This window comes from Streptomyces capillispiralis (assembly GCF_007829875.1).
Lineage (GTDB): Bacteria > Actinomycetota > Actinomycetes > Streptomycetales > Streptomycetaceae > Streptomyces > Streptomyces capillispiralis.
Genome location: NZ_VIWV01000001.1, coordinates 6843407 through 6867676, shown reverse-complemented (window position 1 = coordinate 6867676; position 24270 = coordinate 6843407). Strand labels below are relative to the sequence as shown.

The 24270-nt window shown below is 72.9% G+C and carries 22 protein-coding genes; 8 read left to right on the top strand and 14 right to left on the bottom strand.

The annotated features are described in order from the left end of the window. A complete protein-coding gene (locus FHX78_RS30175) occupies positions 1–1050 on the top strand; it encodes a ketoacyl-ACP synthase III family protein (RefSeq protein WP_145870547.1) in 1050 nt (349 codons plus the stop codon). Positions 1051–1217: 167 nt separating this feature from the next. On the opposite strand, the gene FHX78_RS30170 is transcribed toward FHX78_RS30175, so the two are convergent. The 7 genes from FHX78_RS30170 to FHX78_RS30140 all read right to left on the bottom strand — a co-directional run bounded on the left by FHX78_RS30170 (position 1218) and on the right by FHX78_RS30140 (position 7673). Further along, positions 1218–2183: an ABC transporter substrate-binding protein gene (locus FHX78_RS30170; protein ID WP_145870546.1), complete on the bottom strand. Its 966-nt coding sequence runs from the start codon at positions 2181–2183 to the stop codon at positions 1218–1220. Positions 2184–2317: 134 nt separating this feature from the next. Continuing rightward, positions 2318–3067, bottom strand: coding sequence for an amino acid ABC transporter ATP-binding protein (locus FHX78_RS30165; protein WP_145870545.1), 750 nt, complete (start codon positions 3065–3067; stop codon positions 2318–2320). Then, positions 3064–4023 (bottom strand): amino acid ABC transporter permease, encoded by a 960-nt coding sequence (locus FHX78_RS30160; RefSeq protein WP_145870544.1) that lies wholly within the window; start codon positions 4021–4023, stop codon positions 3064–3066. The genes FHX78_RS30165 and FHX78_RS30160 overlap by 4 nt, the downstream gene beginning before the upstream one ends. 13 nt (positions 4024–4036) lie before the next feature. Further along, positions 4037–5101, bottom strand: coding sequence for an LLM class flavin-dependent oxidoreductase (locus FHX78_RS30155; RefSeq protein WP_145870543.1), 1065 nt, complete (start codon positions 5099–5101; stop codon positions 4037–4039). A gap of 74 nt (positions 5102–5175) precedes the next feature. Beyond that, on the bottom strand, positions 5176–5694 hold the full coding sequence (locus tag FHX78_RS30150) for a flavin reductase family protein (protein ID WP_145870542.1): 519 nt from the start codon (positions 5692–5694) through the stop codon (positions 5176–5178). Between the two features lie 26 nt (positions 5695–5720). Next, positions 5721–6848 (bottom strand): phosphotransferase family protein, encoded by a 1128-nt coding sequence (locus FHX78_RS30145; RefSeq protein WP_145870541.1) that lies wholly within the window; start codon positions 6846–6848, stop codon positions 5721–5723. 12 nt (positions 6849–6860) lie between these two features. Continuing rightward, positions 6861–7673, bottom strand: a complete 813-nt coding sequence (locus FHX78_RS30140) for an AfsR/SARP family transcriptional regulator (protein WP_145870540.1) — start codon at positions 7671–7673, stop codon at positions 6861–6863. 130 nt (positions 7674–7803) lie between these two features. Between FHX78_RS30140 and FHX78_RS30135 the strand changes: the two genes are divergently transcribed. Next, positions 7804–8709: an MBL fold metallo-hydrolase gene (locus FHX78_RS30135; protein ID WP_229924019.1), complete on the top strand. Its 906-nt coding sequence runs from the start codon at positions 7804–7806 to the stop codon at positions 8707–8709. 205 nt (positions 8710–8914) lie between these two features. Then, entirely contained in the window at positions 8915–9631 is a 717-nt protein-coding gene (locus tag FHX78_RS30130) for an SDR family NAD(P)-dependent oxidoreductase (protein ID WP_145870539.1), read from the top strand. Positions 9632–9695: 64 nt separating this feature from the next. Here the strand turns inward: FHX78_RS30130 and FHX78_RS30125 are convergent, their stop codons facing one another. The 7 genes from FHX78_RS30125 to FHX78_RS30095 form a co-directional block, all read right to left on the bottom strand. Next, positions 9696–9998: an antibiotic biosynthesis monooxygenase family protein gene (locus FHX78_RS30125; RefSeq protein ID WP_145870538.1), complete on the bottom strand. Its 303-nt coding sequence runs from the start codon at positions 9996–9998 to the stop codon at positions 9696–9698. 82 nt (positions 9999–10080) lie between these two features. Then, entirely contained in the window at positions 10081–11169 is a 1089-nt protein-coding gene (locus tag FHX78_RS30120; RefSeq protein ID WP_145870537.1) for an alkene reductase, read from the bottom strand. Then, entirely contained in the window at positions 11166–11651 is a 486-nt protein-coding gene (locus FHX78_RS30115; RefSeq protein WP_145870536.1) for a nuclear transport factor 2 family protein, read from the bottom strand. The genes FHX78_RS30120 and FHX78_RS30115 overlap by 4 nt, the downstream gene beginning before the upstream one ends. Positions 11652–11768: 117 nt before the next feature. Beyond that, a complete protein-coding gene (locus FHX78_RS30110; RefSeq protein WP_145870535.1) occupies positions 11769–12593 on the bottom strand; it encodes an AfsR/SARP family transcriptional regulator in 825 nt (274 codons plus the stop codon). A 218-nt stretch (positions 12594–12811) separates the two neighbouring features. Beyond that, the gene (locus tag FHX78_RS30105) at positions 12812–16054 is read right to left on the bottom strand and encodes an AfsR/SARP family transcriptional regulator (protein WP_268257211.1); all 3243 of its coding nucleotides are present in this window, start codon (positions 16052–16054) and stop codon (positions 12812–12814) included. A gap of 161 nt (positions 16055–16215) precedes the next feature. Further along, positions 16216–17244, bottom strand: a complete 1029-nt coding sequence (locus FHX78_RS30100; protein WP_167531888.1) for an LLM class flavin-dependent oxidoreductase — start codon at positions 17242–17244, stop codon at positions 16216–16218. A 45-nt stretch (positions 17245–17289) separates the two neighbouring features. Next, complete coding sequence (locus FHX78_RS30095; protein ID WP_145870532.1) at positions 17290–17751, bottom strand: MarR family winged helix-turn-helix transcriptional regulator; 462 nt, start codon at positions 17749–17751, stop codon at positions 17290–17292. Positions 17752–17998: 247 nt separating this feature from the next. On the opposite strand from FHX78_RS30095, the gene FHX78_RS30090 reads away from it, so the two are divergent. The 5 genes from FHX78_RS30090 to fabG all read left to right on the top strand — a co-directional run bounded on the left by FHX78_RS30090 (position 17999) and on the right by fabG (position 24265). Next, complete coding sequence (locus FHX78_RS30090) at positions 17999–19537, top strand: DHA2 family efflux MFS transporter permease subunit (RefSeq protein ID WP_229924017.1); 1539 nt, start codon at positions 17999–18001, stop codon at positions 19535–19537. Positions 19538–19722: 185 nt separating this feature from the next. Then, positions 19723–20643: a zinc-binding dehydrogenase gene (locus FHX78_RS30085; protein ID WP_145870531.1), complete on the top strand. Its 921-nt coding sequence runs from the start codon at positions 19723–19725 to the stop codon at positions 20641–20643. 65 nt (positions 20644–20708) lie between these two features. Then, positions 20709–21686 (top strand): quinone oxidoreductase family protein, encoded by a 978-nt coding sequence (locus FHX78_RS30080; RefSeq protein WP_145870530.1) that lies wholly within the window; start codon positions 20709–20711, stop codon positions 21684–21686. Between the two features lie 21 nt (positions 21687–21707). Continuing rightward, positions 21708–23384, top strand: a complete 1677-nt coding sequence (locus tag FHX78_RS30075; RefSeq protein WP_229924016.1) for an FAD-dependent monooxygenase — start codon at positions 21708–21710, stop codon at positions 23382–23384. A gap of 59 nt (positions 23385–23443) precedes the next feature. Continuing rightward, on the top strand, positions 23444–24265 hold the full coding sequence (fabG, locus tag FHX78_RS30070) for a 3-oxoacyl-ACP reductase FabG (protein WP_145870529.1): 822 nt from the start codon (positions 23444–23446) through the stop codon (positions 24263–24265). Positions 24266–24270 lie beyond the last annotated feature (5 nt).

Here is a 24270-nt window from a genome sequence, read left to right as displayed (position 1 = left end):
ATGAGGTTCGACGACCTGTACATCGCCGGGGCCGCCGTGCACCTGGAGGGCAGGACCACCGTGGCTCAGGCGCTGCGGGACGGGCGGTGCGACGAGCGCACCGCGGCCCGCAGCGGGATCGCCTCCGTGGCGGTGTCGACGGGCGCGTCGGCGCCCGAACTCGCGGTGGGCGCGGCACGGCAGGTGATGGAGCGTACCGATACGCATCCCACCGACATCGATCTGGTGCTGCACGCGACCGTGCAGCACCAGGGGCACGACCTGTGGGCCCCCGCCTCGTACATCCAGCGGTACGCGCTCGGCAACCGATGCCCCGCGATCGAGATCAGGCAGCTCTCCAACGGGGGCATGGCCGCGCTGGAACTCGCGTCCGGCTATCTCACCGGCGCGCCCGGCCGCACGGCCGGGCTGCTGACCACCGGCGACGTGTTCGGCGCACCGGGCTTCGACCGCTGGCGCAGCGACCCCGGCACCGTGTACGGGGACGCGGGCACCGCGCTCGTCCTCGGCCGGGGGCGCGCGGGCTTCGCGCGGCTGCGCAGCCTCGTGACCGTGTCGGAGGCCGACCTCGAGCAGATGCACCGGGGGCGGGACCCGTTCTCGCCGGTGCCGTTCGCGGTCCGGCAGCCCATCGATCTGGGGCTGCTGCAACGGGCGTTCATCGAGGACACGGGGCGGTCGTACAGCGTCGCCCGGATCACGGCCGGGCAGGACGAGACGCTGAAGCGGGCACTCGCCGAGGCGGACTGCACGCTCGCCGACCTCTCCTGGTTCGTGCTGCCGAACTTCGGGCGCGGACGGCTGAATTCGACGTTCCTGCGCCGCTGGAGCATCCCGGAGGAGCGCACCACCTGGCGGTGGGGCCGCTCGGTCGGTCACCTCGGGGCCGGCGACCAGTTCGCGGGCCTCGCGTTCCTCGCCGAGTCGGGCCGGGCGCGCGCCGGTGAACTGGGCCTGCTGTTCGGGGTCGGCGCCGGTTTCACCTGGAGCTGCGCGATCGTGGAGTTCACGGGTGCGGGCGCGGGCGCGGGAGGGCCGGAGTCCGGGTGACCGCGCCGCGCGGGTGGCGCGGTGGCGCGGTGGCGCGGTGGCGCGGTGGCGCGGTGGCGCGGTGGCGAAACGGCCGGGGCGGGCCGCTGGTTGGCAGCGGCCCGCCCTCTGTCTCCTCTTGTCCCCTTGTCCCCTTGTCCTCTGGCCTTCTTGTCCCTGTCGCCCGGTCAGGGCCGCGCCGGGGGGTTGACGACCGACTTCTCGACGGCCGCCGGTTCCAGCTGCCACTTCTTGAGGATCTTCGCGTACGTGCCGTCCTCGATGAGCCGGTTCACCGCCCGCTTCAGGGGTTCGGCGAGCGGGGAGCCCTTCTTGACGGCGAGACCGATGTTCTTGCGCTCGATCTCGTTGAGGTAGCGCAGGTCCGGCTGCTGGGTGGCCGCGTAGCGCAGCACACTGGCCGTGGTCATCAGGGCGTCCACCCGGCCCTGGCGCAACGCGAGGAAGTGCGCGGCCGCGTCCGGGTAGGTACTGATCGCGATCGGCTCCTCGCCGTCGGCCGCGCATTCCTTGCTCGCCGCCTCGAGGTCCGCCTCGAACGTCGTCCCCGTGCCCGTGCCGACGCGCAGTCCGCAGAGCTGACCGAGGTCCTCGATCCTCGTCAGCTCACTGTCGTCCCGCACGGCGAAGCCGGTGCCGTCGGTGACGTAGAGAACGAAGTCGAGCACCTGCTTGCGCTCCTCGGTCACGGCCAGGTTCGCGGTGCCCAGCTCGTAGCGGCCGGCGTTCAGGCCGGTGATGAGGGACGCGCCGCTGACGTGCTTGCGCTCCACCTTCAGTCCGAGGACGCGGGCCACGGCCTCGGAGACGTCGATGTCGACGCCGCGCGGCGGGCCGCCGTCCTCGGGGCTGAACGCGACGGGGGGCACGCCGATGCCGGATGCGATGCGCAGCACCCCCGACTCGCGCAGCTTCGCGGGCAGCGAAGCGGAGATGGCGGATTCCTCGTGGACCGCCGAGACGACGTCCTCGCGTCCCAGGTCGGCAGCCCGGGTGTCCTCGGGGATCTCCTCCGTACCGGAGCCGCAGGCCGCGAGGAGCAGGGTGAACAGGGTGGTCGCGGCGAGAGCCCGACGGGTGCGCGGGCGACGTCCGCGCACGCCCGTGGGGCGCGCGGCCGGGGTTCGGGACATGGTGCCTCCTCGACGGTGCTGGGCTCTGTTCTGGGACGGGTGGGCACGGTGGCACGTGGGGGAACCGGGCGCGGTCTCCCGTCGGTTGCGGGCGGCGCGGTCTCCCGTCGGCTGCGGGCGGCGCTGTCTCCGCGTCAGTTCTGCGCCAGGAAACGGGCCGTGCGGTCGTGGCGCGGGGCGTCGAGAACCTCCTCCGGCGGGCCCGTCTCGACCACCCGGCCGTTGTCCATGAAGACGACCTGGTCGGCGATGTCCCGGGCGAACCGCATCTCGTGCGTGACGACGATCATCGTCATCCCGCCGTCGGCGAGTTCCCGGATCACCGTCAGCACCTCCCGGGTGAGTTCGGGGTCGAGCGCGCTGGTCGGCTCGTCGAACAGCATCGCTCTCGGCTCCATGGCGAGGGCCCGCGCGATCGCGGCCCGCTGCTGCTCCCCGCCGGAGAGCTGATGCGGACGGGAGGTCTCCTTCCCGGCGAGGCCGACCCGGGCCAGCAGGTCGCGGGCCCGTTCCTCGGCCGCGGCGCGCCTCAGCCCGAGAAGGGCGCGCGGGGCCTCGGTGACGTTGCCGAGGACCGTCATGTGGGGGAAGAGCCGGAAGTTCTGGAAGACCATGCCGGTACGGGTCCGCTGCCGGGCGACCGCGCGGCGCGGACGCTCGTAGAGCCGGTCGCCACGCCACTCGTAGCCGACGAGTTCGCCGTCGACGACGATGCGTCCCGCGTCGATGCGCTCCAGCCGGTTGACGCACCGCAGCAGGGTGCTCTTGCCCGACCCGGAGGGGCCGATGACACAGGTGACGGTGGACTCGGGAACGGTGAGGGAGACGTCGTCCAGCACGGTCAGCCCGCCGAACGACTTGTGGACACCGACTGCCTCGATCATCCTCGGTCCCCCGTGGCGTAGCGGCGTTCGACGAAGTGCTGGACGACGCTGAGCAGCGTGGTCAGCAGCAGGTACCAGAGCGTGGCCACCAAGAGCAGCGGGATGACCAGGTAGTTGCGGTTGTAGATCAGCTGGGTCGCGTACAGCAGGTCCTGCACGGCGATGACGCTGACGATGGAGGTGCCTTTGAGCAGCCCGATGATCTGACTGCCGGCGGGCGGCAGGATCGCGGGCATGGCCTGCGGCAGCACGACCCGGCGGAAGGTCCGCCAGCCGCCGAGGCCGAGGGCCTCCGCGGCCTCGGTCTGGTCGCGGCCGACGGACAGGATGCCGGCCCTGACGATCTCGGCCAGCTGCCCGGCTTCGTGGAGAACCAGCCCGATGACGGCGGCCGTCAGACCGCTGATCAGCCGCTCGGTGGAGAACTCGGTGAACGCGGGCCCGAACGGGATGCCGAGCGACAACTCGGGATACAGAAGCGAGATGTTGTACCAGAACAGCAGTTGCACGAGCATCGGCACGGAGCGGAACAGCCAGGTGTAGCCGAAACTCAGTGTCACGAGGACCGGGTTGCGGGACAGCCGCATCACGGCGAGCACGGTGCCGAGGACGAAGCCGCCGGTGAAGGCGACCGCGGTCAGCCACAGCGTGGTGCCGAGTCCGGCGAGCACCGATTCCGCGGAGAGGTACTTGGCGACCACGTCCCAGCGGAACGCGTCGTTCGTGACCAGGGCGTTGAGGGCCATCGCCAACAGGACGAGGCCCGCCGCGGCGGCCACCCAGCGAAGCGGGCGGGGGCGGGGCCGCGCGGACGCCGCGTCGGCATCGCCCACCGCCTTCCGGCCCGGCCCGCCGGCCTTGTCCGAACGGGCCGTGCGGGCGCGGGACGTACGGTCCTCGCCGCCGGTGCCGTCGCCCGGGCCGGTGCGGCCGTGCTCGGTGCGCAGGGAAACCATCGGCGGTCCGTCCTCAGTCGTTCGACGCGTAGTGCGGCAGCAGGTGCTCGGCGAACAGGCGCATGGTGCGGGCCGACTCCTCGAAGGGCATGGCACCGGAGATGACCTGGAGGCTGATCGTGAAGTCGCCGAACCAGCCGCGGATCTCGTCGATCGCGGCCCGTACCTCGTCGGGGGTGCCGACGAGCGCCTTGCGTTCGGCGACGGAGCGGTCGAAGTCGCCGCGGCCCGCCTTCTCGACGATCTTCTCGTAGCCGGGGTAGTCGGTGCTGCGGGTCTCGCGCCACGCGGACACCGCGGACGCGAGGGCCTGGTTGGCCCGCTCGGAGGCCTGCCTGCCCTTCTCGCGGGCCTCCTGCCCGTCCTCGGCGAGGTAGCAGTTGTAGCTCATGTGGATGTCCTCCTCGGTGGGCTTGAAGCCCGCGGCGGAGGCGGCGTCGCGGTACAGGGCGAGCGTCCTCTGCACCTGTTCGCGGGGGTTGATGGAGGGGACCAGCATCACGCCGTGCCCTGCGCGGCCCGCCGCCTCCGCGGACGCGGGCGTCTTCGCGGTGGCGACGAGGATGCGCGGATGCGGGCGCTGCCAGGTGCGCGGAAGCATGGTGACCGGGCCGAAGCGGTGGAAGGTGCCCTCCCAGACGACATCCTCCTCCGCCCAGAGCCGGCGGACGGCCTCGACGCCCTCGTCGAAGCGGGCCCGGCTCTCGTCCATCGAGACCTCGAAGGCGGTGAACTCGTCGGGCAGGAACGCCCGTCCGAAGCCGACGTCCAGGCGGCCCCGGGAGATGTTGTCGAGCATGGCGAGCTTGCCGGCGAGCTTCAGCGGGTGCGTGAAGACGGGCAGTACGGCGCCGGTGACGAGGCGGACGCGGCGGGTGCGGGCCGCAGCGGCGGCGAGGAAGGTCACCGGGTCCGGGCTGTAGCCGCCGTACTCGTGGAAGTAGTGCTCGACGGTCTTGACGTGGTGGAAGCCCAGTTCGTCGGCGAGTTCGGCCAGCCGGAGCGACTCCTCGAAGTGCTGTCCGGCGGACTTCTCCGCGGGTCCCACGGTGGGGAAGAGGTTGATGCCGAACTTCATGGAGTCCCCTCGATGTGATGGCTGGACGGACGGTGCGTGCGGCACGGCTGGGGCCCCCGGACCGCGACGGCCGGCTAGTCGGCCGTCGCGGTCCCGGACAGGGCGGGTACGGGCAGATGGATGTAGTCGCGTTCGTGGTAGAGCATCGGCGCGCGGCCGTGCACGACGGCGCCCTCGATCCGGCCCAGGAACACACAGTGGTCGCCGGCCGGTATCTCCTGGTGCACGAGGCACTCGGCGGCGGCGCTGAGGTGGTACGCGGGCAGCAGCGGCGCTTCGGCGGCACGTCCGGAGGGCCGCCAGTCGAGCCCGGCGAACTTCTCGGTGCTCTTGCCGGCGAAGCGCTCCGAGAGCCGTTCGTTGTGCACGGCGAGGAAGTTGACCGCGAAGCCGCCCGAGTGCCGGATGGCAGCGAGGGTCCGCGACCCGGTGCCCACGCACACGAGCAGCAACGGCGGTTCCATCGACACGGAGGTGACGGCGCTGGTCGTCAGACCGCTCGGCCGGCCGTCGGCGCCCGCGGCGGTGACAACGCAGACCGCGGCCGGGTGTGCGCTGAACATCGCGCGGAACAGTTCGTCATCGATCGCCATGGGTCTGTAGCTCCTCCCTTGCCCGCTCAGGCTGTCGGTCGTCGCTGGAGGGCGGGTCCATATCCTCTGGAGGAGGCTCCCTGGGCGTTCTCCTCCAGCACCTTCGCCAGCAGCGCGGTCGCGTTGCGGTGCAGCGGGAAGTCGGTGCCGGGCGGCAGGATGCCGCTCTCGTCGAGCAGCCGGGCCACGCGCGCGGTGACGACGCAGAACCGGTACGCGGCGAACACCTCGTGGTACGGAAGGTCCCGCGCGGTGCGCCCGACGCGCTCCTCCCAGCGGGCCACGGTCTCGGCCCGGCCCGGCAGTCCGGGAAGCCGGGGCGCGCCGATGCCCTCGCTGAGATGCCGGTCCATGTGCAGGTACCAGGCGAGGTCGGCCTCGGCGGGCCCCAGTGCCGCCATCTCCCAGTCGAGCAGCGCGGCGGGCCGCGTCCCGGCGTAGACGATGTTGCCGATCCGGGCGTCGCCCCAGAGCAGCGACACCGGCCCCTCGTCGTCGGGCACGTGGGCGCGCAGCCAGTCGAGGGCGGCCGCCGCGGCCGTGTTGTCGTCGGCGACCCCGTAGAAGTCGAGGTGATGCGTGAAGTGCCCCAGCAGTTGCGCGGAGCCGGTGGGGCCGAACTCGGGCCGGTCGAGGAAGCCGGCGCCGGTCTCCTTCGGGTCGAGGCGGTGGACGGCGGCGAGCACGTCCACTCCCGCGTTCCACACGGCGGCCCGGTCCGCGGGCGGCAGCCGGGTGAGCCACCCCTGCCGGTGGTAGGAGGGCAGATCGGCGGGCACCTGTCCGTCGACGCGTTCCATGACGAGGAACGGCGCGCCCAGGTACGCGGCGGAGGGCTCGTCCCACAGCACCCGCGGTACGGGCAGGCCGGTGTCGCCGAGCAGCCTCAGCAGCCGTACCTGGTCGTCCCAGAAGTCCTCGGGGAAGACTCGGTGCCGGGTCGGGGCGACCCGGGCCGCGAGCGCCCGCCGCCGGCGGGTGCCGGCCTCGGTCCACTCGGCGTCGAACAGCAGGATCTCACCGGAGAAGCCGGCCTCCTTCGGCACGGTGACCGGTCCGAGCTCGACCGCGCCGATCTCGGCGGAGCGGGTGCCGAACCAGTGGGTGAGCACGGCGCGGGTCAGGTCGGGGTCGCGTTGCAGGGGTACGGGCACGGGATGGCCTCCTTACGCCCGGCGCCGGCCGGGGGCGGACGGTAGGGCGGGCGGACGGGGGACGGCGACACCGCCGCCGCGCCGGATGGCGGCCTGCAGCCGCCCGATCGCGGGGCCGGGCGCGACGCCCAGGTCGCGGGCGAGCCGGCTGGTGAGCCGGGACGCGACGTCGAGCGCGTCACCGACCCGGCCGGTCTGGTGGAGCGCGGTCATGTAGCGGGCGTGCAGGGCCTCGTGGGTGGGGTGGCGGCGGGTGAGGACGGCCAGTTCGGCGAGCACGTCGCGATGGCGTCCTAGCCGGAGCCGCACGTCGAGGTACATCTCGTGGACCTCCAGGCGGCGCCGCTCCCAGTGGGTGACGGCGGACTGGAGCACCGGTCCGGTGCGCACGTCGGCGAGGACGGGCCGGTTCCACAGGGCGAGGGCGCCGCGCAGCAGCCGCGCCACGGTGGCGTCGTCGCCGGCGGCGCGGCCCGCCTGCTCGACGAGCTGCTCGAACCTGAGCAGGTCGAGTTCCTCGGGCCGTACCACGATGAGGTAGCCGTGCCCGGTCGTCCTGAGCCGGTCGTGGGCGGCCTCGCGGGAGCCGATGGACGGCATGCGGGCCAGCAGCCGGCGCAGGTGCATCACGTACGTCTGCAGGGTGGTGGCCGCGCTGGGCGGTGGATGCTCGCCCCAGATCTCGGTCACACAGGTACGGACGGGCATGACCTCGCCCGCGTGGAGCAGCAGCAGCCCGAGCAGCTGGCGCTGCTTGGGCGCGGTGGGCAGATGGCGGCCATCGCTGTCCTCGACGGACAGTCCCCCGAGCACGCCGAATTCCATCGTGGCTCCTCTCTTCGCCTGGTGCGGTCCTTCACAAGTGGTTTCCGTGACGTCTCCAGCGGCGCTCCACCGGGTGTCGGCCCAATGGACGGGCAGGGAGCCGAGGTGGTGCGGGACAGGTGGAGGGGTCATGCCGGGAACAGTGGTGACGGTGGCCGACGGGGTGCACGCGTATGTGCAGGAACCGGCCGGCTGGTGTGTGAACAACGCCGGGATCGTCGTGGGCGGGGACACGGTCCTCGTCGTCGACACGGCGGCCACCGAGAAACGGGCGCTCGCGCTGCGCGACGCCGTGGACTCGCTGGCGCCGGGCCCGCGCCGGATTCTGGTGAGCACCCACCACCACGGCGACCACACCTTCGGCAACCACGTGTTCTCCGGCCCGCACACGCTGCTGGTCAGCCATGAGGCCGGTCCCGCCGAACTGGTGCGCAAGGGCACGGCGTTGCAGTCGATGTGGCCGCAGGTCGAGTGGGGCCGCACCCCGACCGTGCTGCCGGCGCTGACCGTGTGCGAGGGCGCCACCCTGCATCTCGGCGGCACCACCGCGCAGCTGATCCATCCCGGTGTGGCGCACACCTCGGACGACCTGGTGGTGTGGCTGCCCGAGCGGCGGGTGCTGTTCGCGGGCGACCTGGTGTTCTCCGGGGCCGCGCCGTTCGTGCTGATGGGTTCGCTCGCCGGGTCCCTCGCGGCGCTCGCCCGGCTGCGGGAGCTCGATCCGCTGGTCGTCGTCGGGGGGCACGGCCCCGTCGGCGGGCCCGAACTGCTCGCGTTCACCGAGGACTACTTGCGCTGGGTCGCGGCGCTCGCCGAGCGGGGTCTCGCGGACGGACTGAGCCCCCTGGAGACGGCGAAGCGCGCCGACGAGGGCGCGTTCGCCGCCCTGCTGGACCGCGAGCGGCTGGTCGGCAACCTCCACCGCGCCTATCACGAGGCGCGCGGCGGCGCGCCCGGCGCCCGTATCGAGTCGGCGCCGGCGATGCGCGAGATGGTCGCCTTCAACGGCGGCCGCCCCCTGCGCAGCCCGGCCTGACGGCTGGTACGGCTCCGGGCGCCGCCCTACGGAGGTGTCCATGTCCCGCAGCGTTCCGGCGCCCGCTGGAGCGGGACTCCAGGTGCGCTGGACGACGCCCGCGGGCGGTTCCCCGCACCGGGGCTTCTCCAGCCCTCCTCCGCCGAGGCGCGAGCCGTGCCGCGCATGCTCGGCGACGTCCCGAAGCCGGAGCTGTGGAGGAGAGATGAAACTGCGTGGCAGGACCGCCGTCGTCACCGGGGGGACCCGGGGGCTCGGCCGGGACGTGGCGCTCGCGCTCGCCGGTGCGGGCGCCACCGTCGTGGTGGCCGCACGGGAGGTCCCGGACGACCCGGGCGACGGGCTGATCGCGCTGAAGGCGGACGTGACCGCACCGGACTCGGTGACGGCGCTGATGGACACGGTCCACGAGCGGTACGGGGGTCCGCACATCGTGGTGGCGAACGCGGGCCTGAGCCGCCCGGGCCCGATCGCCGCGCTGTCCGTGGAGCATTGGAACGAGGTCGTCGACACGAACCTGCACGGCGTGTTCCACACCGTGCGGGCGGCCCTGCCGTACGTGCGTGAGACCCCGGGCGGCCGGGTCGTCACCATGTCCTCCCTCCTGGGTTCGCGGGCCATGCCGGGCGCCGTGGCGTACTGCGCGTCGAAGGCGGCCGTCGAGGCGTTCACCGCCGTCGCCGCGCTGGAGCTGGCCGCGGACGGGGTGACCGTGAACTGCGTGGCGCCGGGCTACATCGACTCCGGCATGGGCAAGGCGCTCATCGGCAACGAGGCGCTGTGGCCGAAGCTCGCCCCGTCGCTCGCGACCGGGCGTCCCGGTACGGGCGACGAGGTGGCCCAGGCGGTGCTGTTCCTGGCCTCGCCGGAGAGCGGGTACGTCAACGGTCAGGTGCTGCGCGTGGACGGTGGTGTGCGCTGAGCGTCCCCTCGGGACACCGCGGGCCGGCGCGTGGCGTACGCGCCGGCCCGCGGTCCCGTCCGGCTCAGACCTGGGCGGCCCGGCCCTCTCGCACCGGCAGGCTCAGGTGCGGCTCGCCCTTGATGAGCCCGGTGAGCGCGTCGAGCCGGCGGCGGAACTCCGGCTCCGCGAGGGCCTTGCGGAAGGTGTCCTCGTCGTCCCACTCGGCGATGTTGAAGTAGACGGAGTCGTCCTTGGTGGACCGTACGAGGGAGTAGCGGATGAGGCCCGGCTGGGTCTCCATGAAGGCTCCGACGGCCTCGTAGAGGGTCTCGAACTCCTCGGCGTCGCCGATCAGGGTGAGCTTGTTGACGAACACGACGGCCATGGTGGTCTCCTCGGGGTGGATGCTCGTGGGCGGGTGGTCGTGGGGCGGCCCGCCGGCGCGGTGGCGTACGGCGGGTGCCCGGTCAGCTCGAGGTGCCCGCCGCGCTGGCGGCGAGGACCGGATAGTCGGTGTAGCCCTGGCCGCCGCCCTCGTAGAAGAACCGCGGGTTCCAGGCGTTGAGCGGGGCGCGGGTGCGCAGCCGCTCGGGCAGGTCGGGGTTGGCGAGGAACTGACGGCCGAAGGACAGGAGGCCGGCGCCGTCGGCGAGGGCCCGGTCGGCGGCGGCGAGCGTGCCGTCGGTGTCGAGCGGTCCGGTGCCGGCGTTGACGACGACGGTGTGCGGCCACCGTCGGCCCAGCTCGTGGACGAGGTCCACATCGCTGCCCGCGACGAAGTGGACATGGCCGAGTCCGAGAGCGGCGAGCGCGTCCAGCAGGACCGGGTACACGTCGGCCCGGTCCGGCTCGGACATGTCGTTGAGCGCGAAGCCCGGGGAGAGCCGGATGCCGGTGCGTTCCGGCCCGATCTCCGCGGCGACGGCCCGGGAGACCTCGGCCGGGAACCGGACGCGGCCCTCGGCGTCGCCGCCGTACTCGTCCTCGCGCACATTGGTCACCGGCGACAGGAACTGGTGCAGCAGATAGCCGTTGGCGCCGTGGATCTCGACGCCGTCGAAGCCGATGCCGACGGCGGTGCGGGCGCAGCGCACGAAGTCCTCGATCGTGACGGCGATGTCGTCGCGGGTCAGGGGCCGCGGTACCGGGTAGGCGGGCTTGCCGTCGAAGACTCGGGCGATGCCGTCGGCCCGGACGGCGGACGGCGCCACGGGGGTCTCGCCGTGCAGGTCGGGGTGGCTGACCCGGCCCGCGTGCATGATCTGGAGGTACATCCGCCCGCCCGCGTCGTGCACGGCGTCGACGATCCGGGCCCAGGCGCGGGCCTGTTCGGCGGTGTGCAGCCGGACGCTGTGGGCGTGGCCGACGGCGACCGGGCTCGGGTGGGTCGCCTCGCTGATGATGAGTCCGGCGGCGGCGCGCTGCGCGTAGTACTCGGCCATGACGGGCAGCGGTGTGCCGTCGGCGGTGGTACGGCCGCGGCCCATCGGGGACATGACGAGCCTGTTCGGCAGGGTGAGGCCGCCCAGCCGCACCGGGTCGAACAGGCCGCTCATGCCCCGGCTCCGGCGACGGCTTCGCGTCCGGTGACGGTCTCGGCGCCGTCGTGGCTGATGTAGCGGCTGCGGACGAACCAGGTCCCGGCACGGCGCTCCAGGACGTCCTCGGCGGTCGTGCTCAGGTACAGCCGGGGTTCGCCGCCCTTCGGGGTCTCGAACACGACGGCGTAGTAGCGGGTGCGGACGACGCCGGGCTCGACGGGCTCGGCGGCGACCATGCCGAACCAGTGGCGGCGGGTCAGACCGCGCGCGGCGAGCGCGTCGATGCCCTTGCGCATGCCGGCGGCGATGTCCACCCGGCCGCGCTTGACACCGGGCTTGACGTTCTGGGCGAACGTGCCGTCCTCGGTGAACTGCTCGGCCCACTCCTCCGCCCGGCCGGCGTCCAGCAGCTGCGCGTGCCCGGCGTAGAACTGGGTGATGGCCGCGTAGTCCAGGGCGGACACGGTTTCGGTGTCCGGAGGTGCGGTCCGTGTCACGGTCTTCCTCCTGTGCTTCGTGGGCGCCGGTCGGGCGCCGGGGTCCGGGCCACCGTCGCCGGTTCCGGTGGAGCGGGCATGGAGTCCGGCTCCACGCGTACGCGTCGCGCCCGGTGGTCAGCCGGCCGGGCGCAGCGGTACGGGCGTGCTGTCCGGCCCCGGCAGGTACACGGACTCCGTCACGGGCACGGAGTTGAGCAGATCGGCGTGCAGGTCCCGCATCCGGGCCGAGGGCTCCAGGCCGAGTTCGGTGCTGAAGGTGCGGCGGAGCCGGGCGAACACCTCCAGGGCGTCGGCGGTGCGCCCGGACCGGGAGAGGGCGATCATCAGCTGGGCGTGCAGGTTCTCGTAGGTGGGGTATTGGCGGGTGAGCACGCGGAGTTCGCCGATGAGCCGGTGGTGACGGCCGATCCGCAGGTCGGCGTCGATGCGTTGTTCGAGGGCGCCCAGCCAGGTCTCGCGCAGTCCGCTGAGCCGGGTGCGCAGCAGCGGTCCGCAGGTCACGTCGGCGAGCGCCCTGCCCGACCACAGTCCGAGGGCCCGGTGCAGCAGTTCGGACTCGCGGGTGTGGTCGCCGACGATCCGGGCGAGGGACGCCTGCTCGACGAGCTTCTCGAACTGGTGCAGGTCCAGCTGGCCGGGGCCGACGGCGAGGAGGTAGCCGCGGTCACGGGTCTCCAGGTACATCTCCGCCGGGGCGCCGGTGTCGGCCGCGGCGCTTCTGAGGGTCTTGCGTATCTGCATCACGTACGTCTGGAGTGTGGAGTGGGCGCTGAGCGGGGGCGAGTCCGCCCACAGCTCGTCCACGCATTCGTCCACGGTGACGACCTGCCCGGCGTGGAGCAGCAGCAGGGACAGGAGCTGACGCTGCTTCGGGGCCCGCGGGGTGACGGTGCGCAGGCCGTCGGTGAGGGTGAGCGTGCCGAGGATCCGTGCGTACATCGCGCCTCCAGGACTGGCTGGACGGGTTACGGGCACCATCCTGGCCGTCGGCTCTTGCGCCTCACTTTCGGCGGCCTTTCACCCTGGCGGGATCCTGTCTCCGCGCGCCGTCGCGGGGCACGCCCGTCATGAAGCCGCAACACGACGTCGGCGGACCGGCCCCGAACGCTCAGGGGTGCCCTTCGCGAAGGGCACCCCTGTCACCTCTCCCGCCACCTTCACGCACTGCATTCCGGAAAGAGTGCGCGGAGGCTTTCGGACACCTCGGGCAGGTCCGTGCCGCTGCCGTCCGCGGGCTTTTCGACGGTGGGCTCCGGCTGTTCCCGGCCGGGAGCCGTGCCGGTGCGCCGGCACAGCTCCTCGGCCTGGGCGCGGAGGAGGAGCAGCCCGGATCGCTCGGCGACGGTGACCGCGCGCGTGCCGAGCTCGTACGCCTCGGCGGGCCGGCCGCCCGCGAGTTCGAGCCGTCCGAGGCCGATGAGCGCGTGCGCCTCGGACTGGGGGTGGCCGATGCGTTCGGCGATGGCGAGGGTGCGGGTGAACTCCTCGCGGGCGTCGGCGGATCTGCCCCGGATGAGGTGCAGTCCGCCCAGGGTGTTGCGGGCGTTGGCCTCCAGGGCGACGTAGCCGTGGTCGCGGGCGATGACGACGGCGCTCTCGGCGTGCTGGTAGGCGAGGTCGACGTAGCTGTTGCAGGCGTAGACCTGGGCGATGCCGTAGGAGGCGAGAACCGTGGAGTGGGGGGCGTTGAACTCCTCGCTGAGCGACAGGGCGAGGCTGAGGTTGGTCATGGCCGCGTCCCATTGGCGCAGGTCGGCGTGGACGGCACCGAGCCGGGCCAGCACCTCGGGGCGGGAGCGCTGGACGCCGTCCTCGTCGAGGATCGCGGCGGCGCGGCTGAAGTGGGCCTCGGCCGCGTGCAGCCGGCCCTGGCTGTGCCGGGCCATGCCCAGGTACATCAGTCCGCGGGCCTCGACATGCCGCAGCTCCAGGTGCCGGCTGATCTCCAGGCCGCGTTCCAGCAGGGCGACGGCGCTGTCGATGTGCTTGGTGGGCCGCTGGAGCTGGTTCATCGCGATGGCGTTGACGGTGACGGCCTCGAAGTCGCGCACGCCGAGCCGGATGAACGCGCGGTGCGCGGCGCGCAGTTCGCGGGACGCGTCCGGGAGCCGGTTGAGTCCCTGGAGAGCGAGTCCGGCGCTGAGCCGCATCACGGCGGTGACCCGCTGGTCGCCGAGGGAGATCGCGGCGCGCAGACCGGCCTGGGCGATGGTGAGCCAGTCGGTCTGGAGCCGGCCGAGGGTGAAGTAGCCGCGGAGCATGTCCACGAGGCGTACGCACACCTCGTCCAGGTGCTCGTCGGCGGCGCGGACGACGAGGGCGACGAGGTTGGACTGCTCGGCGCGCAGCCACTCCTGGGCGGCCCGGGGGTCGACCTCGGGTCCCGGGCCGTGGGGGTCGGGCCGGAACACCCGCAGGAAGCCCGGGTAGCAGGACCGCACGGCCTCGTCGGTGCGGCGCAGGTACCAGCGGCACAGCCGGTTCAGGGCCTGCCGCCGGTCGGCGGGGCCGTCCTCCTCGACGCCCCGCTCGGCCGCGTACAGGGCGATGAGGCTGTGGAAGCGGTAGGTGTCCTGGGACGAGACCTCGAGGAGCTGGGCCGCCGCTAGCTTGTCGAGGAGCTGGTCGGCCACCTGGGGTTCGCAGTCGGCGAGTTGGGCGGCGGTAAGGGCGGTGAAGGCCATGTCGCCGACGACGCCGAGCAGCCGGAAGAAACGGCGGGACAGCGCGGGCAGCGACTCGTAGGCGACGCTGAACGCGGCCCGTACGGCGGTCGACGGGCTGTCGCCGAGGGCGAGGAGTTCCAGCGGGTCGCCCTCGCGCAGCGCCTCGGCGAAGGACTCGACGGACCGCCAGGGCCGTCCGGCCAGGTGTCCGGCGGCGATGCGCAGGGCGAGCGGAAGCCGGCCGCACAGTTCGACGAGTTCGGTGACGGCTGTGGCGCACAGGGTCTCCGGGGCCCGGCCGAGCACGGCGGTGAGGACTTGCTCCCCCTCCTTCTGCGACAGCAGGTCGAGGGTGAAGCTGCGGGCGCCGTAGACGGCGACGAGGTCGGGCCGGTACTCGCGGTGCAGGGCGAGCACGGCGCAGCTCGGCGAACCGGGCAGCAGGTCGGGGACCTGTTCGCTGTCGTTGACGTCGTCGATGACGATGAGCACGCGCCGGTCGGCGAGCCGGCTGCGGAGCACGCCGGTGAGCTGGTGCCGTTCGGTGGGCAGGACGGAGACGTCGGCACCGGAGGCGTGCAGCAGCTCGGCGATGATGTCGTGCACGGGCCGGGCTCCGCCGCGGGCGTCGTGGAGGCGGATGTACCACTGTCCGTCGGGGTAGGCCGGGCTGAGCCGGTGCGCGGCCCGCAGCGCGAGCGCGGTCTTGCCGACGCCGGGCGGGCCGACGAGGCTGACCAGCGGTACGGCCGCGCGCTGGCGTGGCGTGAGCGCGGCGACGACCTCCTCCAGCAGTTCCTCCCGGCCGACGAAGTGGGTGACGTCGGGCGGGAGTTGGCGCTGCACCACCCAGGGCGCGCTGGGGTTGGTGGGCTGCACCCCGGCGGGCCTGTGGACCTCGCGGACCGCGTACGCACGGCGGCCCGAGGGTCCGGCCTGGGGGGTGTGGAGTTCACCGGTCTCGGCGAGCAGCTGCCGGTGCAGCTCCTGAAGCTCCTGCCCCGGCGGGAGTCCGAGTTCACGGTCGAGCATCCGGTAGTAGTCGCGATACTCCTCCAGCGCCGCGGCGATCTGCCCGGTGCGGTGCAGAGCCCTCATCAGGTACTCGCGCAGCCTCTCCCGCAGCGGGTGTTCGGCGGCGAGTGCGCGCAGCTGCGGGATGATGTCGGCGCTGCCGCCGAGGTCGAGGACGAGCGCGAAGCGCCGTTCGACGAGGGTGAGGCGTTCCTCCGCGAGCTGCGGCACGGCCTCGGTCTGGAGCGAGGCGGAGGGCACGGTCTCGAAGGGATCGCCGCGCCATTCGGCGAGCGCCCGTTCCAGGGCGGCCAGTTCCCGGGCGGTGTCCCCTCGGCCGCGGGCGACGCGGGCCTCGCTCGCCGCCTCCCGGTGGCGGGTGAGGTCGAGGGCGGCCGGATCCATCGCGAGCCGGTAGCCGCCCGGGTGGGTCTCGATGACCGGAGGATCACCGAGGTCGAGTGATTGCCGCAGCAGTGCCCGCAGCCGGGTGGTGTGGACGTGCAGCGCGGCACGGGTGTCTCGTGGCGGCTGGTCGTCCCAGAGCCTGCGGATGAGTTCGTCGGATGTGACCACCTGGTCGGCCCGCAGCAGCAGGGATGCGAGGAGCACCCGCTGTTTGGGGGACGAAACGGTCAGTTCCCGTCCCCCCGTGCGGACCGCCAGGGGCCCGAGTATCCGGAAGTCGTAGATCGAAGCGTGTTCCCCATTCAAGCGCACACCTGCCCCGTCGGTCCCCCTGTGCACGGTCGGCCGTGCACGGCGTCACAGTAGAACGTGCTTGCGCACGAGGCCGCCACAGTGTGATCCAGGCCACATTCAGCGGGCCGGTGTGTCATATGGTTCAGGACATTTTTCGCCCGGCCGCCTCGGCCCGCGTTTCACGCGGCGCGGTCGCCGCCGCCCTCCCCGGTCAGGCCGAAGCGCCGTGCGAGCAGCTCGTAGGAGCGCATGCGGTCCCGGGGCGAGTGGATCGTGGAGAGCACCATGAACTCGTCGATGCCCAGCGCATCGGTCATGGACGTGAGCTCCTTGTGCACGTGGTCGGGGTCGCCGACCACGCACCTCGGCCATTCGGCCACCTCGTCCGCGAGCGGTTCCACCTCGCCGCGCAGCCCGTCGAGCGCGGCCTCCGGGGACGGCAGGGGCAGCAGCAACCCGCGGCCCATGCGCAGCCGGAAGAGCCGCTGGCTGGCGAAGACCCGCTGGGCCTCCTCCTCGGTGGGAGCGCAGTACACCCCGATGCCGATCTGCACCCGCGGCCGCGACCCGTCGTGGCTGTCGAAGGCGCCGCGGTACGCCTCGACGACGGAGCGGGTGGCCTCGGGCCGGCCGAAGTGGGCTATGGACACGGGCAGCCCGAGGCGGGCGGCGAGTTCGGCGCTCTGCGGGCTCGCGACCAGCAGCCACACCTCGGGCGCGCCCGCGGTGGGCATGAGCTGGATGCGCCCGTACGGGTGCCCGTCGGGGAAGCCGCCGTGCAGGAAGGCGAGGAGTTCGGCGAGCTTGCCGGGGAAGTCCCCGTCGTCCCCGCCCCCCGAGGTGCCGGGGGCGAGCGCGTGCGCCTCGATGCTCCCGGCGCCGATGCCGCGGCCGACGCCGAGGTCGATCCGGCCGGGTGAGAGCGCACCGAGCACCCGGAACACCTCGGCGACCTTCAGCGGGCTGTAGTGCGGCAGCAGCACCCCGCCGGAGCCGACGCGGATGCGGTGGGTCTCGGCGGCGACCCTGGCGGCCATGATCTCCGGAGCGGGGCCCGCGAAGGAGGCCGTGGCGTGGTGCTCGGCGAACCAGTAGCGGTGGTAGCCGAGCCGGTCCGCGAGACGTGCCAGGTCCAGGGAGTTGTGCAGGGCGGTGGCCGGGGTGGATCCCTCCGGCACGACGGACTGGTCCAGGACGGACAGTTTCACGCTGGTCTCCTTCACGGACTGGGCCGAAAGGAGGGGGTGACGCGCTTAAGGGGTGGCAGCTCCCGCCGCGGTGTGCCGGACGCGGGAGACGAGCGATGCCCAACGGTCGTCGAACGAGGCGACATCGAGCAGTCCGGTCAGCTCCTCACGGCAGCGGGCCTCGGCCCGCTCACCGCGCTCCGCGCCCGCGGGCGTCAGCATGCAGTACACGCCACGGCGGTCGTGCTCGCAGGAGACCCGGGTCGTCAGGCCCTTGTTCTCCAGGCGGGTGACGAGCCGGCTCATGGACGACTGGTCGAGTCCGACCGCGGTGGACAGCTCCTGCACCCGGGTGCCGCGCTCGTGACCGTGCCGCAGCTCGATCAGCACCATCAGCTCGGGCAGCGAGATCTGGTGCTCGCTCACGAGCATCCTCTCCAGCGACTGGTTGAGCTGTCCCACCATCAGCGTCAGGCGACGCCACAGGTCGAACTCACCGGGACGCCCTCCACGGTCATCGGCCGACATGTCCGCCTCCCCTTCGTTCGCTCCCCCTCCACTATAACTATCTCCATGCACAAACCATGTCTACGCATGCATTTTTCAAGCGCTTTCTTTCCCAGCCTGCCCCACCAACCCGGCAATCAGCAAGGCAAGCAGAGATCTGTCCGAAAATTAGATGCAGGCGCCTGCATCTACCTCTACTGTGTGACGCACACAGAGCGCGGCGTCGTTCCGCGCCCGTCCCCGACTGCATCGACCCCAGGCGGTACGCATGACACGCGGCACTCCCGAATCGTCCACGGCACCCGATACGACGACCGATCCCTCGCAGACCGCTCCAGCGGCGGCGGAGGCGGCCGCCGAAGTGAACGACAAGCTCGACCCGGCGTTCATGCGCATGGCCGGTGTCCTGCTGCTCGCCCTGCTGATGGCGCTGCTCGACGAGACGATCGTCAACGTCGGCGTGAAGACGCTCAGCAGCGAGTTCGGCTCACCGCTCGCGACCGTCCAGTGGGTGACCGCCGGCTATCTGCTCGCCGTCGCCGTCGCCACACCGTTCGCGGGCTGGGCCGTCGACCGCTTCGGCGGCCGCACGATGTGGCTCGCCGCCGTCTCCCTGTTCGTGCTCGGCTCCGTGCTGTCCGGCTTCGCCTGGTCCATCGAGTCGCTGATCGCGTTCCGGGTGCTCCAGGGCCTCGGCGGCGGCATGATCGTCCCCGTCGTGCAGAGCGTCCTCGCCACGACCGCCGGCCCCGCGCGGGTCGCCAAGGCCATGGCGCTGATCTCGCTGCCCCTCACCCTCGGCCCGATCCTCGGTCCCGTCCTCGGCGGCGTCCTCGTGGATGCCGTGAGCTGGCGCTGGATGTTCCTGATCAACCTGCCCATCGGTCTGATCGCCCTGCTGCTCGCGCTGCGCACCCTGCCCGCCGACCAGCACGCCGGCCGCCCCGAGGAGCGCCTGGACGTCCTCGGCCTGGCGCTGCTCTCCCCCGGCTTCGCCGCGCTGGTCTACGGCTTCACGACGGCCGCGCACTCCGGTGACGCGTCGTCGCCGAAGGTGCTCGTCGCCTTCGTCGCCGGTGTGCTGCTGCTCGTCGGGTACGCGGTGCACGCGCTGCGCACCTCGGTCACCCCACTCATCGACCTGCGCATGTTCGGCAAGCGCGGCTTCACCATGGCCGTCATCACGATGTTCTTCGTCGGCGCCGTCGCCAACGCCCTGCTGCTCCTGACCCCGCTGTACTACCAGCAGTCCCGCGACTTCGGCGCCCTGCACGCCGGCCTGCTGCTGATCCCTTCCGGTGTCCTCGGCGCCGCCGGCGCGATCACCTCCGGCAAGACGGCGAACAAGGTCACCGCGCGGCTCACCTCCACGGTCGGCATGCTCGTCACCGCGCTCGGCGCGCTCGCCTTCTCGCAGATCGGTTCCGACACGAACACCGCGCTGCTGTCCGTCGCCCTCGGCCTCACCGGCTACGGCATCGGTCTGACCGCGCCCGGCACGATGGCCTTCATGTACAAGGCCGTCGGCGAGGCCAGCGCGCCCCGGGCCACCAGCGCGCTGTTCATCTTCAACCAGATCGGCGGCGCGCTCGGCATCGCGGCCATCGCGATCACCCTCCAGGAGCGACTGGGCACGTCCGACGGGCACCCCGCGGGGGCGTACGGCGGCTCGTACTGGGTCATCATCGCCTTCAGCGTGATCGCGGTCCTCGCGGCCCTGGCCCTCCCCGGCTCCTTCCGCGCGGAAGCACCACCGAAGCAGCCCACCGAGGACACGGGCGCCCTCCCGCGGTCCACCCCCGCCTGACCACTCCCTCCCCCGATACCGGCCCGCCCCTCATCCCCCGGGGGGCGGGCCGGTTCCTTCTGCCCGCCGGCCGGCAGCGGCGCCCGGCACCGCGCCGGCCCGCCCCATGGCCGCTGGACCAGGAATCCAGTGCCCCCGCCTATACCTGGAGCACCCACCGCACCCGTCTGCCCGCGAGGAAAACGTTGAAGGCTCTGGTCACCACCGCCGTGGATCCGCTCACCGTCGAGCTGCGGTCCGTACTCGACCCCCGCCCCCGCCCGGACGAGGCACTTGTCGAGGTCCACGCGACCGCCCTGAACAGGGCCGATCTCCTTCTGGCGGTCCGCCGTCCGATCGGTTCCTCCCTGGGGCTGGACGTCGTCGGCACGGTCCTGCGCCCCGCCTCCGACGGCAGCGGCCCACCCGCGGGCGCCCGCGTCACCGGCCTGGCGGCGAACGACGCCTGGGCGGAACTGGCCGCGGTCCGCACCGACCGCCTGGCGGTCATCCCGGACGGCGTCACCGACACCGACGCGGCCACCCTCCCCGTCGCCGGCCTCACCGCCCTCTACGCGCTCCGGAAAGCCGGCTGGCTCCTGGGCAGGCGCACCCTCGTCACCGGCGCGAGCGGCGGAGTCGGCCGCGTGGCCGTACAACTGGCCCGCGCGGGCGGCAGCGAAGTCACCGCCTGGGTCGGTTCCCCGGCCCGCGGCCAGGGGCTCGCCGGCTTCGGCGCCGACGTCGTCGCCGGCTACGACGAGCCGCCCACCACCCCCGTCGACATCCTCGTCGACAGTGTCGGCGGCGAGGTGTTCAGCACCGGCTACCGGCTCCTGCGCCGCGGCGGCGTGGCGACCGTCTTCGGCAACACGGTCCGCGCCGAGCTGCGCCTGCCCGCCGACTGGGGCCACGCCCGCCCGGGCGTCCGCATCGAGTACCTGTTCCTGCTCGACGAGGTCACCCGGCGCGACGTACCGGCCGACCTGGCTCTCCTGCTGACCCTGGTCGCCGCCGGGAAGCTGGTGGCCGAGCCGGGCCTGCTGACGCCCTGGACCGACCCGCGGCGCGCGATCGACGCCCTGTACTCCCGCGAGGTCAACGGCAAGGTCGTCCTGTCCATGTGACCCCGGGCGCCCGAGTGCCGCCGTACCCGCGAAGCCCACTCCCGTCACCGCACCGCGAGGTTCCCATGCGACTGATCAGCTACCACGAGCACGGCTCCCCCGACGTCCTGCGCGTCGAGGACGTACCGGTGCCCGCCCCCGGCCCGGGTCAGCTGTTGCTGCGCACCGAGGCCGTCGGTGTCAACTTCATCGAGACGCAACTGCGCGGCGGCACCGCCCCGTTCCCCTCCCCGCTGCCCGGCCGCCCGGGCGGCGACGTGGTGGGCCGGGTCGAGGCGCTCGGTCCGGACACCGACGGGCCGGCGCCCGGCACCCGGGTCGCGGCGTTCGGCGTGCCCGCCGCGTACGCGGACCAGGTCGTCGCCGACGCCGAGCGCGTCCTGGTCGTACCCGAGGGCCTCGACGCGGCCACCGCGACCGCGCTCGGCTCCACCGCGCAGACCGCCTGGAGCGTCCTCGACGCGGCCCGGGTCGCCAAGGGCGACACGGTGCTCGTGCACGCCGCGGCCGGCGCGATCGGCCATCTCGTCACCCAGCTCGCGAAGGCGCGCGGCGCCGGCCGGGTCGTGGGCACGGTCGGCTCGCCCGCGAAGGCGGACTTCGTCCGTGCGCACGGCGCCGACGACGTCGTCGACTACCGGCAGCCCGACTGGGCCGAGAAGGTCCGCGAAATCACCGGCGGCCAGGGCGTCGACGTGGTGCTCGACAGCGTCGAGGGCACCGTGTTCAAGGACGGCCTGAAGCTGCTCAAGCCGTACGGGCGGCTCGTCTACTACGGCTTCGCGGGCGCCGACGGCGAGGTCGCGAAGGTGGCCATGACCGAACTCCTCGGCCTGACCTACGTGGTGGGCACCTCGCTCGACGCCTGGGCGAAGGCCGATCCGGTACGGGTGGCGGAGGCGCGCGCCGAGCTGGTCCGGCTGGTCACGTCGGGCGGTCTGCGGGTAGCGGTGCACACCACGCTGCCGCTGACCGAGGCGGCCGAGGCCCACCGGGTCATCGAGAGCCGTACCCAACTGGGCCGTGTCGTCCTCGTCCCCTGAGCCCCGAGGGAGCCCGTCACCATGTCACCGAGAGCACAGCGGCCGGATCCGGCCGGCACACCGACGCCCGCACCCGGGTCCGAGCCCGACGAGACCGTGCCCGTCCTCGTCGCCGGGGCGGGCCCCGGCGGCCTCAGCACGGCCGTCTTCCTCGGCCTGCACGGCGTACCCGCGCTGGTGGTCGAGCGCCACCCGAGCACGTCGACCGCGGTGAAGGCCACCGGCCAGTACCCGCACACGATGGAGGCGCTGGCCATCGCGGGCGCCGCCGAGACCGTGCGGGAGCGGGGCCGCGCGTACCGCAGCGACTTCCACATGGTCGTCGCCAAGACCCTCGCGGGGCCGGTGCTGCGCACGCTGATGAGCGGCGAACAACTGAGCATGCGGCACGTGTCCCCGGAGGACTGGGGCACCGCGAGCCAGTCCGCGGTGGAGGCCGTCCTCGCCGACCGGGCGGCGGAACTCGGCGCGCGGCTGCGCTTCTCGACCCGGCTGACCTCGCTCACCCAGGACGCCGACGGGGTCACCGCGGTCACCGAGCACACCGGGACCGGCGAGCGGCGGGTGATCCGGGCGCGGTACCTGGTGGTGGCGGACGGCTGGCGCAGCGGCATCCGGCAGTCCCTCGGCATCGCGGTGCGCGGCCGGGGCACGGTCGGGAAGGTGCTGCGCGTCCTGTTCGAGGCCGACCTGAGCGAGCCTCTGTCGCACACGGACGGCGCCGCGGACGGCCGCCGGTTCACCGCGCTGCACGTGGGCCGCGCGGTCCTGTTCAACACCGAGGTGCCCGGCCTGTACGGGTACTTCCGCAACCTCACGCCCGAACTGCCCGACGGCTGGTGGACGAGCGAGGACACCGTCGCCGCACAGATCCGCTCCGACCTCGGCATCCCGGAGACCCCGCTGAAGATCGAGGAGATCAGCGAGACGGAGATCTCCTGCGGGGTCGCCGAGCGCTTCCGCGCGGGCCGTGCGCTGCTCGTCGGCGACGCCGCGCACGTGATGCCGCCGACCGGCGGCATGGGCGGCAACACCGCCTATCTGGACGGACTGTACCTGGGCTGGAAGCTCGCGGCCGTACTGCGGGGCACGGCGGGCGAGGCACTGCTCGACAGCCACGACGCGGAACGCCGCCCGTACGCCGAGGAGTTGGTGGAGCAGCAGTTCGCGAACCTCGTGGACCGTATCTCGCCCGAGCTCGCGGACGAGTCGCTGGCCGTGGCGTTGCCGCCGCCGGTCGTCGCGTTCGGCTACCGCTTCCCGAAGGGGGCCGTGCTCCTCGAACCGGACGACGACGGCGCCCTGTTCGAGGACCCCGCCCGGCCCACCGGCCGGCCCGGCTCCCACGCCCCGTACGTCCCCCTCACCCGGGGGGACGGCTCCGCCACCTCGACGACCGCCCTCTTCGGTCACGCGTTCGTGCTGCTCACCGGGCCGGACGGCGCCGCGTGGGCGGAGGGCGCCGCCGCCGCGGCGGACGCGCTCGGCGTCGCCGTCCAGGTGTACCGGGTCGGTTCCGGCACGGAACTGCTCGATGAGGAAGGGGCGTTCTCCGCCGCGTACGGCATCGGTGCCGACGGGGCCTCCCTGGTGCGGCCCGACCGGTTCGTGGCGTGGCGGTGCACCGGGGCACATCCGGACCCGGCGGCCGAGATCGAGCGCGCCCTGCGGCAGGTGCTGCACCGGCCCGCGCACTGAACCGCCCGCGCGGCGCACCGCACCGAACCTCCCTGAACGTCATGGCGAAAGGACTCAGCATGGCAGTGGCAGAAGCAGCCGCTCAGCAGGAGAACGCGCAGGCCGGACAGCGGCGGGTGGCTCTGGTCACCGGTGGCACGAGCGGCATCGGCTTCGCCGTCGCCGAACTGCTCGCCGAGCAGGGGCACGCGGTGTTCCTGTGCGGCCGGGACGGCGAGACGGTCGCCGCCGTGGTGGACAAGCTGCGCGGCCGCGGTCTCGAGGTCGACGGCATCGCCGCGGACGTCACGTCGAAGTCGGACGTCCAGCGCCTGGTCCGCTCCGCGGTGGACCGTTTCGGGCCCCTCCACGTCCTCGTCAACAACGCGGGGCGCGGCGGTGGCGGGGTGACCGCCGAACTTCCCGACGAGCTGTGGGAGGCGGTCATCGAGACCAACCTCAACAGCGTCTTCCGCATCACCCGCGAGGTGCTGTCGAGCGGCGGCATGCTGGAGCGCGGCCACGGCCGCGTCATCAACATCGCCTCCACCGGCGGCAAGCAGGGCGTCGAGCTGGCCGCCCCGTACTCCGCGTCGAAGCACGGCGTCATCGGCTTCACGAAGGCGCTCGGCAAGGAGCTCGCCCAGTCCGGCATCACCGTGAACGCCGTCTGCCCCGGCTATGTGGAAACGCCGATGGCAGCCCGGGTACGCCAGGGCTACGCGGCGCACTGGGGCACCACGGAGGACGAGGTGCTGACGAGGTTCCAGGCGAAAATCCCCCTCGGCCGCTACTCGACCCCCGAGGAGGTCGCGGGCCTCGTCGGCTACCTCGCCGGCGACCTCGCCGCCTCCATCACGGCTCAGGCCCTGAACGTGTGCGGTGGTCTGGGCAACTACTGACGGCG

Bases quoted from the DNA above. Each gene is read 5' to 3' on its own strand.
- FHX78_RS30120 (WP_145870537.1), bottom strand. From the start codon at position 11,169: ATGAGCGGCCTGTTCGACCCGGTGCGGCTGGGCGGCCTCACCCTGCCG.
- FHX78_RS30075 (WP_229924016.1), top strand. From the start codon at position 21,708: ATGTCACCGAGAGCACAGCGGCCGGATCCGGCCGGCACACCGACGCCC.
- FHX78_RS30080 (WP_145870530.1), top strand. From the start codon at position 20,709: ATGCGACTGATCAGCTACCACGAGCACGGCTCCCCCGACGTCCTGCGC.
- FHX78_RS30155 (WP_145870543.1), bottom strand. From the start codon at position 5,101: ATGAAGTTCGGCATCAACCTCTTCCCCACCGTGGGACCCGCGGAGAAG.
- fabG (WP_145870529.1), top strand. From the start codon at position 23,444: ATGGCAGTGGCAGAAGCAGCCGCTCAGCAGGAGAACGCGCAGGCCGGA.
- FHX78_RS30165 (WP_145870545.1), bottom strand. From the start codon at position 3,067: ATGATCGAGGCAGTCGGTGTCCACAAGTCGTTCGGCGGGCTGACCGTG.
- FHX78_RS30135 (WP_229924019.1), top strand. From the start codon at position 7,804: ATGCCGGGAACAGTGGTGACGGTGGCCGACGGGGTGCACGCGTATGTG.
- FHX78_RS30150 (WP_145870542.1), bottom strand. From the start codon at position 5,694: ATGGCGATCGATGACGAACTGTTCCGCGCGATGTTCAGCGCACACCCG.
- FHX78_RS30110 (WP_145870535.1), bottom strand. From the start codon at position 12,593: ATGTACGCACGGATCCTCGGCACGCTCACCCTCACCGACGGCCTGCGC.
- FHX78_RS30175 (WP_145870547.1), top strand. From the start codon at position 1: ATGAGGTTCGACGACCTGTACATCGCCGGGGCCGCCGTGCACCTGGAG.
- FHX78_RS30160 (WP_145870544.1), bottom strand. From the start codon at position 4,023: ATGGTTTCCCTGCGCACCGAGCACGGCCGCACCGGCCCGGGCGACGGC.
- FHX78_RS30140 (WP_145870540.1), bottom strand. From the start codon at position 7,673: ATGGAATTCGGCGTGCTCGGGGGACTGTCCGTCGAGGACAGCGATGGC.
- FHX78_RS30170 (WP_145870546.1), bottom strand. From the start codon at position 2,183: ATGTCCCGAACCCCGGCCGCGCGCCCCACGGGCGTGCGCGGACGTCGC.
- FHX78_RS30090 (WP_229924017.1), top strand. From the start codon at position 17,999: ATGACACGCGGCACTCCCGAATCGTCCACGGCACCCGATACGACGACC.
- FHX78_RS30125 (WP_145870538.1), bottom strand. From the start codon at position 9,998: ATGGCCGTCGTGTTCGTCAACAAGCTCACCCTGATCGGCGACGCCGAG.
- FHX78_RS30095 (WP_145870532.1), bottom strand. From the start codon at position 17,751: ATGTCGGCCGATGACCGTGGAGGGCGTCCCGGTGAGTTCGACCTGTGG.
- FHX78_RS30130 (WP_145870539.1), top strand. From the start codon at position 8,915: ATGAAACTGCGTGGCAGGACCGCCGTCGTCACCGGGGGGACCCGGGGG.